This is a genomic window from Lysobacter hankyongensis (genome assembly GCF_039543145.1).
In the GTDB taxonomy this organism is placed as follows: domain Bacteria; phylum Pseudomonadota; class Gammaproteobacteria; order Xanthomonadales; family Xanthomonadaceae; genus Lysobacter_I; species Lysobacter_I hankyongensis.
Genome location: NZ_BAABJE010000009.1, coordinates 89,421 through 96,056 on the forward strand (window position 1 = coordinate 89,421; position 6,636 = coordinate 96,056).

Consider the following 6,636-nt stretch of genomic DNA (forward strand, 5'->3'; position numbering starts at 1 on the left):
TCGAACGAACGGCGGGCCTCGACCCGCCGTTCTTTTTGGGAACAAGGCCATGGCCAACAAGACCCTCGCCCTCTACGAACGCATGCGCCGCTGGCCCGCCGGGCAGTGGCTGTTCACCCGCGCCATCTGCTTCAAGGCGCCCTACTTCGCCAGCATCCGTCCGTCCATCACGGTGCTCGAACCCGGGCGCTGCGAAGCGACGCTGCGCCACCGCCGCCGGGTCACCAATCACCTCGGCACCGTGCATGCGATCGCGCTGTGCAATCTCGCCGAGCTCGTGGGCGGGATGATGACCGAAGCCAGCCTGCCCGACGGCATGCGCTGGATCCCCAAGGGCATGACCGTCGAATACGTGAAGAAGGCCGTCGGGACGATGCGCGCGGTGGCGACGCCGGCGATCCCGATCGTCGCGTCCGACGCCGGCTACGAACTGCCCACACAGGTGGTGGTCACCGATCCGGCCGGCGACACCGTGTTCCGGGCCACGATCTCGATGTGGATGTCACCGAAGCGCTGAAGGCCTCGGCGGCATCGTCAGCGCAGCAACAGCACCGCGGCGATCGCCGCCAGCGCCGGCATGCCCTGTACGTAGAAGATGCGCCTGCTGACGCTCCAGGCGCCGTACAGCGCGGCGACCACGACGCAGCCGAGGAAGAACAGCGCCACATCCTGTTTGCCGGCGAACGCGGCCCACAGCAGGCCGGCGGCCAGGAAGCCGTTGTACAGCCCCTGATTCGCGGCGAGCACTTTCGTGATCTCGGCCTTTTCCGGCGTATTGCGGAAGGTCTTCATGCCCAGCGGCTTCGTCCACAGGAACATTTCCAGGACGAGAAACCAGACATGCAGCAGCGCCACCAGTGCGATCAGGGCCATCGCGATCGTCGACATCGTTCAATCCTTTTGCAAGATTCGGGCCGCGAAGGCGGCGGTCGGGACCGTCGTGCGGATCACGACGGCAATTTGCGCTGCGCGCGGATCACCTGCCAGGCGCTGAGGGTCATGCCGACGGCGATGGCGATGCCGGCCGCGAACACCACGCGACTGCCGAACAGCGCCAGCCATTTGTGCAGCCAGACATAGGTCAGGTCGCCGCCGCGATACACCGCGGTGTCGATGAAGGCTTTCGCCTTGTAGCGCGATTCGCGGTCGACGCGGGTGTACAGCGTCTCGCGGCCCGGCTTGCCCAGCGAGAATTCGCCCGAACGCGTGGCCACCTGCACCACCGCCACCAGCAACGGCAGCGGCGACATCGTCAGCAGGCAATAACCGAAAGTGATCGCGAACGCGGGAATCAGCAGCACCGGCCCCACACCGTGACGGCGCAGCAGCCAGCGGGTGACGAAGATCTGGACCAGGATGGTGCACAGGTTGATCGCGAGATCGATCCGCGCGTAGAACTTGGCCGCATCCGACGGCGAGGGATAGAACTGCTTCACGATCGCCGCCTGCTCGTTGTACAGCAGCGTCCCGACGCCCACGCCGAAGAACATCAACAGGGCGAGGCCGCGCAGCATCGGATCGTTCGCGACGAGCCGGAAACCGGCCCACATCGAACCGCCCATCGCTTCGCCGGACGCCGGGTAGCCGCTGCGCTGTTCGCGCAGCAGCGCCCAAGGCCGCAACCGCACGATGCACAGCAGGCACACCACCAGAAAACCGGCCGAGATCAGCAGCAGGCTGCCGATGCCGACGCGATCCACCAGCAACTGGGTGATCGCCGGACCGAGCAGCGCACCGAGGGTGCCGCCGGCGCCGATGTAGCCGTAAACGCGTTTGGCATGCGCGTTGTCGAAGACATCGGCCATGTAACTCCAGAACACCGAGACCGCGAACAGATTGAACACCGCGGTCCAGACGAAGAACAGCGCGCCACGACCGGAAATGTTGCGATCGAAGATCCACCAGAAGCCGACGAGGCAGGCGATGAAGATCAGGTAGAGCGCCGGCAGGAAGACCCGCCGCGGATAGCGCGACACCAGCGCGCCGTAGAGCGGCTGCAGCGTCAGCATCGACAGGAAGGTCCCGGTGAACAGCGCCTGCAGCACGAAATCCTTCAGCGCGAATCCATGCGCCAACGCCCATGCGATCCACGCATCGGGGAACACCGCCGCCAGATCGCCGGACGCCGCCATCGCGTCGCGCACCGGCCGCAGCACGTAGTAACCGCACAACAGGCTGAAGAAATACAGCAGTGCCCACCACAGCGGCGGCGACTCGGCCAGCTCCTGGCGCAGGCGGCGGAACGCACCGGCCGGCGGTTCGGCGGATGCGTCTGCGGGTCGCGCGGCGGCCGGTTCGGGCTGGGGCGACATCCGTCACCTACCATGCAATGCGGAGCCGGTACTCTACCCGCGAACCGCCGATCCGGCATCCCTCGCCCTCCGCCGACGCCGCCCGCAGGCACCATACGCTGCGACGCGATTTTCCGGAGTGTTTGCTCTAGGCGGCGGGCATAGTGTCGCCCGCATACGATTTCAGGGGTTCGCGCGTGTTCGACTACATCATCATCGGCGCCGGATCGGCGGGCTGTGTGCTCGCCAATCGACTCAGCGAGGACCCGTCCGTGAAGGTCCTGCTGCTCGAAGCCGGACCGCGCGACTGGCACCCCTTCATCCACATGCCCGCCGGTCTGTCCAAGCTGGTCAACCAGAAGGGTGTGAACTGGGATTACGACACCGTCGCAGAGCCGCACCTCAACCATCGCACGCTGTGGTGGCCGCGCGGCAGGGTGCTCGGCGGCTCCAGTTCGATCAACGCGATGTGCTACATCCGCGGCGTCGCCGGCGATTACGACGACTGGGCCGCGCAGGGCGCGAACGGCTGGGACTGGAACAGCGTGCTGCCCTATTTCAGGAAATCGGAAGGCAACGGCCGTGGTGCCGATGCCTTCCACGGCGCAGACGGCCCGCTGTCGGTCTCCGACCTGCGCTACACCAATCCGCTCTCGCAGGCGTTCATCGACGCCGCACAGCAGATCGGACTCGCGCACAACCCGGATTTCAACGGTGCCGAACAGCAGGGCGTGGGTTTCTATCAGGTCACCCAACGCGACGGCGCGCGCTGCTCCTCGGCGGTGGCCTACCTCAATCCGGCCCGCTCGCGTCCCAACCTGACCGTGCACACCGGCGCGCAGGTCAGCCGCATCACCTTCGAAGGCCTGCGCGCCAACGGCGTGACCTATGCGATGAACGGCCAGGGCCACCACCAACCGGCCGCGCGCGAGGTCCTGCTGTGCGGCGGTGCGATCAACTCGCCGCAGTTGTTGATGCTGTCGGGCATCGGCCCCGCGGACGATCTGCGCAAACAGGGCATCGAGGTGCTGGCCGATGTCGACGGCGTCGGCGGCAATCTGCAGGACCACCTCGACATCTGCACCCTGTTCCATTCGACCCGACGGGTCACCTACGACCGCATCAGCGACCTCAAGACCGCCTTCGACTATTACCTGCGGGGCCGCCGTGGCCCCGGCAGCAGCAACATCGCCGAAGCCGGCGGTTTCGCGCGCTCGCCGCTGGCGCCGGACCACCGCGCCGACATCCAGTTCCATTTCGTGCCGGCGATGCTGGACGATCACGGCCGCCGGCGCCTGCCGGGCGACGGATACACCGTGCATGCCTGCTTCCTGCGCCCGCGCAGCCGCGGCCGGATCTCGCTGGCCAGCAACCGTGCCGGCGACAAGCCGCGGATTTTCGCGAACTATCTCGGCGACGCGGAAGGCTTCGATCTGAAGATGATGGTCGAATGCGCGAAGCTCTCGCGCGACATCCTGGCCCAGAAGGCCTTCGACCCCTATCGCGGCACGCCGATCTTCCCCGACCGCACCGACCTCGACGACAGCGGGCTGGCGGCGTTCGTCCGCGCCAAGGCCGAAAGCGTCTACCACCCGATCGGCACCTGCCGGATGGGCACGGACGCCGGCGCCGTGGTCGATCCGCAACTGCGGGTCCGCGGCGTGGAAGGCCTGCGCGTGATCGACGCCTCGGTGATGCCGAACCTGATCGGTGGCAACACCAACGCGCCCACGATCATGATCGCGGAGCGCGCCGCCGACCTCATCCGGGGGCGCGCCGCCTGATGCCATCCCGGCCCGGCCCGCGCGCGACACGAAGTCGCGGCCGCTGTCCCGAACCGCTAAAATTCCCGGCCTAGGCCCGCAACCGCGGTTCCCGGGCCCTTTTCCCGCTCCCAGGACATTCCGAACGATGAAAATCCTCGTCGGCTACAAGCGCGTGGTGGACTACAACGTCCGCATCCAGGTCAAGCCGGACGGATCCGGCGTGGTCACCGACGGCGTCAAGCTGTCGCCCAATCCCTTCGACGACATCGCGCTGGAAGAAGCGCTGCGCCTGCGCGACAAGGGCATCGCCACCGAAGTGGTGGTCGCCACCATCGCGCCGGCAGACGCCCAGCCGCACCTGCGCAACGGTCTGGCGATGGGCGCGAACCGCGCCATCCACGTCGTCAACGACCAGCCGATCGAATCGCTGACCGCCGCGCGCGCGCTGCTGAAGCTGATCGAGAAGGAGCAGCCCGATCTGGTCATCCTCGGCAAGCAGGCCATCGACGACGACGCCAACCAGACCGGACAGATGCTGGCCACGCTGTGGGGCCGCCCGCAGGCGACCTTCGCCGGCAAGCTCGACATCGCCGACGGCAAGGCCACGGTGGTGCGCGAAGTCGACGCCGGCCTGGAAACCCTCGAGGTCGATCTGCCCGCCGTCGTCACCACCGACCTGCGCCTCAACGAGCCGCGCTTCATCAAGCTGCCGGACATCATGAAGGCCAAGAGCAAGCCGCTGGAGACGATCGCGTTCGCGGATCTCGGCGTCGAATCCGCGGACACGCTCAAGACCACCCACTACGCACCGCCGGCCAAGCGCAGCAAGGGCGTGATGGTGAAGGATGCGGCCGAACTGGTCGCGGCACTCAAGGCGAAGGGGCTCCTCTGATGACCAGCAAGGTTCTGATCGTTGCCGAACACCACGACGGCACACTCAATGCGTCCACCGCCAAGTGCGTGTCGGCCGCCAGGGCGCTGAATGCGGACGCCATCGACATCGTCGTCTTGGCCGCAGATCCGGCCGGCGTCGCCGCCGAAGCCGCGCAGATCGCCGGCGTGTCGAAGGTGATCGCGGTCGCCAACGCCGCGAACGCGAACGCCATCGCACAGGTGCTGGCGCCGCAGGTCGCGAAGGTCGCCGCCGGCTACAGCCACGTCTTCGGCCCCAGCACCACCTTCGGCAAGGATCTGATGCCCTGCGTCGCCGCGCTGCTGGGCGTGTCGCAGGTCTCCGACATCATGGCCGTCGACGGCAGCCACACCTTCAAGCGCCCGATCTACGCCGGCAACGCGATCGTCACGGTCGAAGCCGCTGCCGACCGTGTCGTGGTCGCCACCGTCCGCACCGCGTCGTGGGCCGAAGCCGCGCGCGGCGGCAGCGCCGCCGTCGAAGCGATGCAGGTCGACGCCGCACTGCCGACCCACACCCGTTATGTCGGCCTCGCCGCCGGCAAGTCGGACCGCCCGGATCTGCAGAGCGCCGGCCGCGTGGTCTCCGGCGGCCGCGGCGTGGGTTCGGCCGAGAACTTCAAGATCATCTACGACCTCGCCGACAAGCTCGGTGCCGGCGTCGGCGCTTCGCGCGCGGCCGTGGATGCCGGCTACGTGCCGAACGAAATGCAGGTCGGCCAGACCGGCAAGATCATCGCGCCGGAACTGTACATCGCGGTCGGCATCAGCGGCGCGATCCAGCACCTCACCGGCATCAAGGATGCCGGCACGATCGTCGCGATCAACAAGGACGGCGAAGCGCCGATCTTCGAGATCGCCGACATCGGCCTGGTCGGCGATCTGTTCAAGATCCTGCCGGAGCTGCAGGCGGCGCTCTGATCCTTCACCGGGCGCGACCATGAAAAAAGCCGGCAATGCCGGCTTTTTTCTTGTCTTCGGAACCGCTTCGAAGCGTCCTGCCGCACGGTCTCCGCCCATCGCGGGCGGAGACCGATCGAGCGCTTACCAGGTCAGGACGGTCCAGCCCGCGGCCGGCGTGCCGACCTCGCTCGCCTGCACACCGCCGCCCGGAGGCAACGCCCAGCGCCACATGTTCCGGCTCGGGTTCTCGTAGATCACTTCCGCACGGCCATCGCCGTCGAAGTCGCCCGTCCGCGCTGGCACGTACGTCCCGCCCGCACCGCCCACCACCACACCGCTGGTCACCGTCGAACCGTCCATCAGCCAGTACGCCAGCAGCGTCCCGTTCCGAAGCACGTAGTCCGTACGACCGTCGCCGTTGATGTCGTCCACCGCGAACACCGACCAGCCGCTCGCCGGCGTCCCCACTTCGCTCACCGTCACGCTGCTGCCGTCCGCGCCGATCTGCCAGCGCCACATGTTCCCCGCAGCGTTCTGGTAGATCACTTCCGTCCGGCCATCGCCGTTGAAGTCGCCCGCCCACGTCGGCTGGTAGCCCGCGATCGAACCGCCCACCACCACGCCGTTCGTCACCGTCGCGCCATTCATCAGCCAATACGCCAGCAGCGTCCCGTTCCGCAACAACAGGTCCGTGCGGCCATCCCCGTTCACGTCCGCCGTCGCGAACACCGACCAGCCGCTCGGCGGCGTCCCGATCTCCGACG

7 protein-coding genes are annotated in these 6,636 nt (G+C 67.5%); 4 read left to right on the forward strand and 3 right to left on the reverse strand.

Going from position 1 to position 6,636, the window contains the following annotated elements; genetic code table 11:
- Positions 1-49: 49 nt before the first annotated feature.
- The gene (locus tag ABD974_RS09650) at positions 50-517 is read left to right on the forward strand and encodes a hotdog fold domain-containing protein (RefSeq protein ID WP_345303105.1); all 468 of its coding nucleotides are present in this window, start codon (positions 50-52) and stop codon (positions 515-517) included.
- Between the two features lie 17 nt (positions 518-534).
- Here ABD974_RS09650 and ABD974_RS09655 read toward each other — a convergent pair whose 3' ends face one another.
- Positions 535-888, reverse strand: coding sequence for a DUF1304 domain-containing protein (locus ABD974_RS09655; protein ID WP_345303106.1), 354 nt, complete (start codon positions 886-888; stop codon positions 535-537).
- Between the two features lie 59 nt (positions 889-947).
- On the reverse strand, positions 948-2,312 hold the full coding sequence (locus ABD974_RS09660) for an NTP/NDP exchange transporter (protein WP_345303107.1): 1,365 nt from the start codon (positions 2,310-2,312) through the stop codon (positions 948-950).
- A gap of 176 nt (positions 2,313-2,488) precedes the next feature.
- Between ABD974_RS09660 and ABD974_RS09665 the strand changes: the two genes are divergently transcribed.
- From ABD974_RS09665 to ABD974_RS09675, 3 genes are all read left to right on the forward strand, one after another.
- Positions 2,489-4,075, forward strand: a complete 1,587-nt coding sequence (locus tag ABD974_RS09665; RefSeq protein ID WP_345303108.1) for a GMC family oxidoreductase — start codon at positions 2,489-2,491, stop codon at positions 4,073-4,075.
- A 127-nt stretch (positions 4,076-4,202) separates the two neighbouring features.
- Positions 4,203-4,949, forward strand: coding sequence for an electron transfer flavoprotein subunit beta/FixA family protein (locus ABD974_RS09670; RefSeq protein WP_345303109.1), 747 nt, complete (start codon positions 4,203-4,205; stop codon positions 4,947-4,949).
- The gene (locus ABD974_RS09675) at positions 4,949-5,890 is read left to right on the forward strand and encodes an electron transfer flavoprotein subunit alpha/FixB family protein (protein ID WP_345303110.1); all 942 of its coding nucleotides are present in this window, start codon (positions 4,949-4,951) and stop codon (positions 5,888-5,890) included. Before ABD974_RS09670 ends, ABD974_RS09675 begins: the two co-directional genes overlap by 1 nt.
- A gap of 123 nt (positions 5,891-6,013) precedes the next feature.
- Here ABD974_RS09675 and ABD974_RS09680 read toward each other — a convergent pair.
- The coding region (locus tag ABD974_RS09680; RefSeq protein WP_345303111.1) for an FG-GAP repeat domain-containing protein at positions 6,014-6,636 on the reverse strand (623 nt) is incomplete at its 5' end.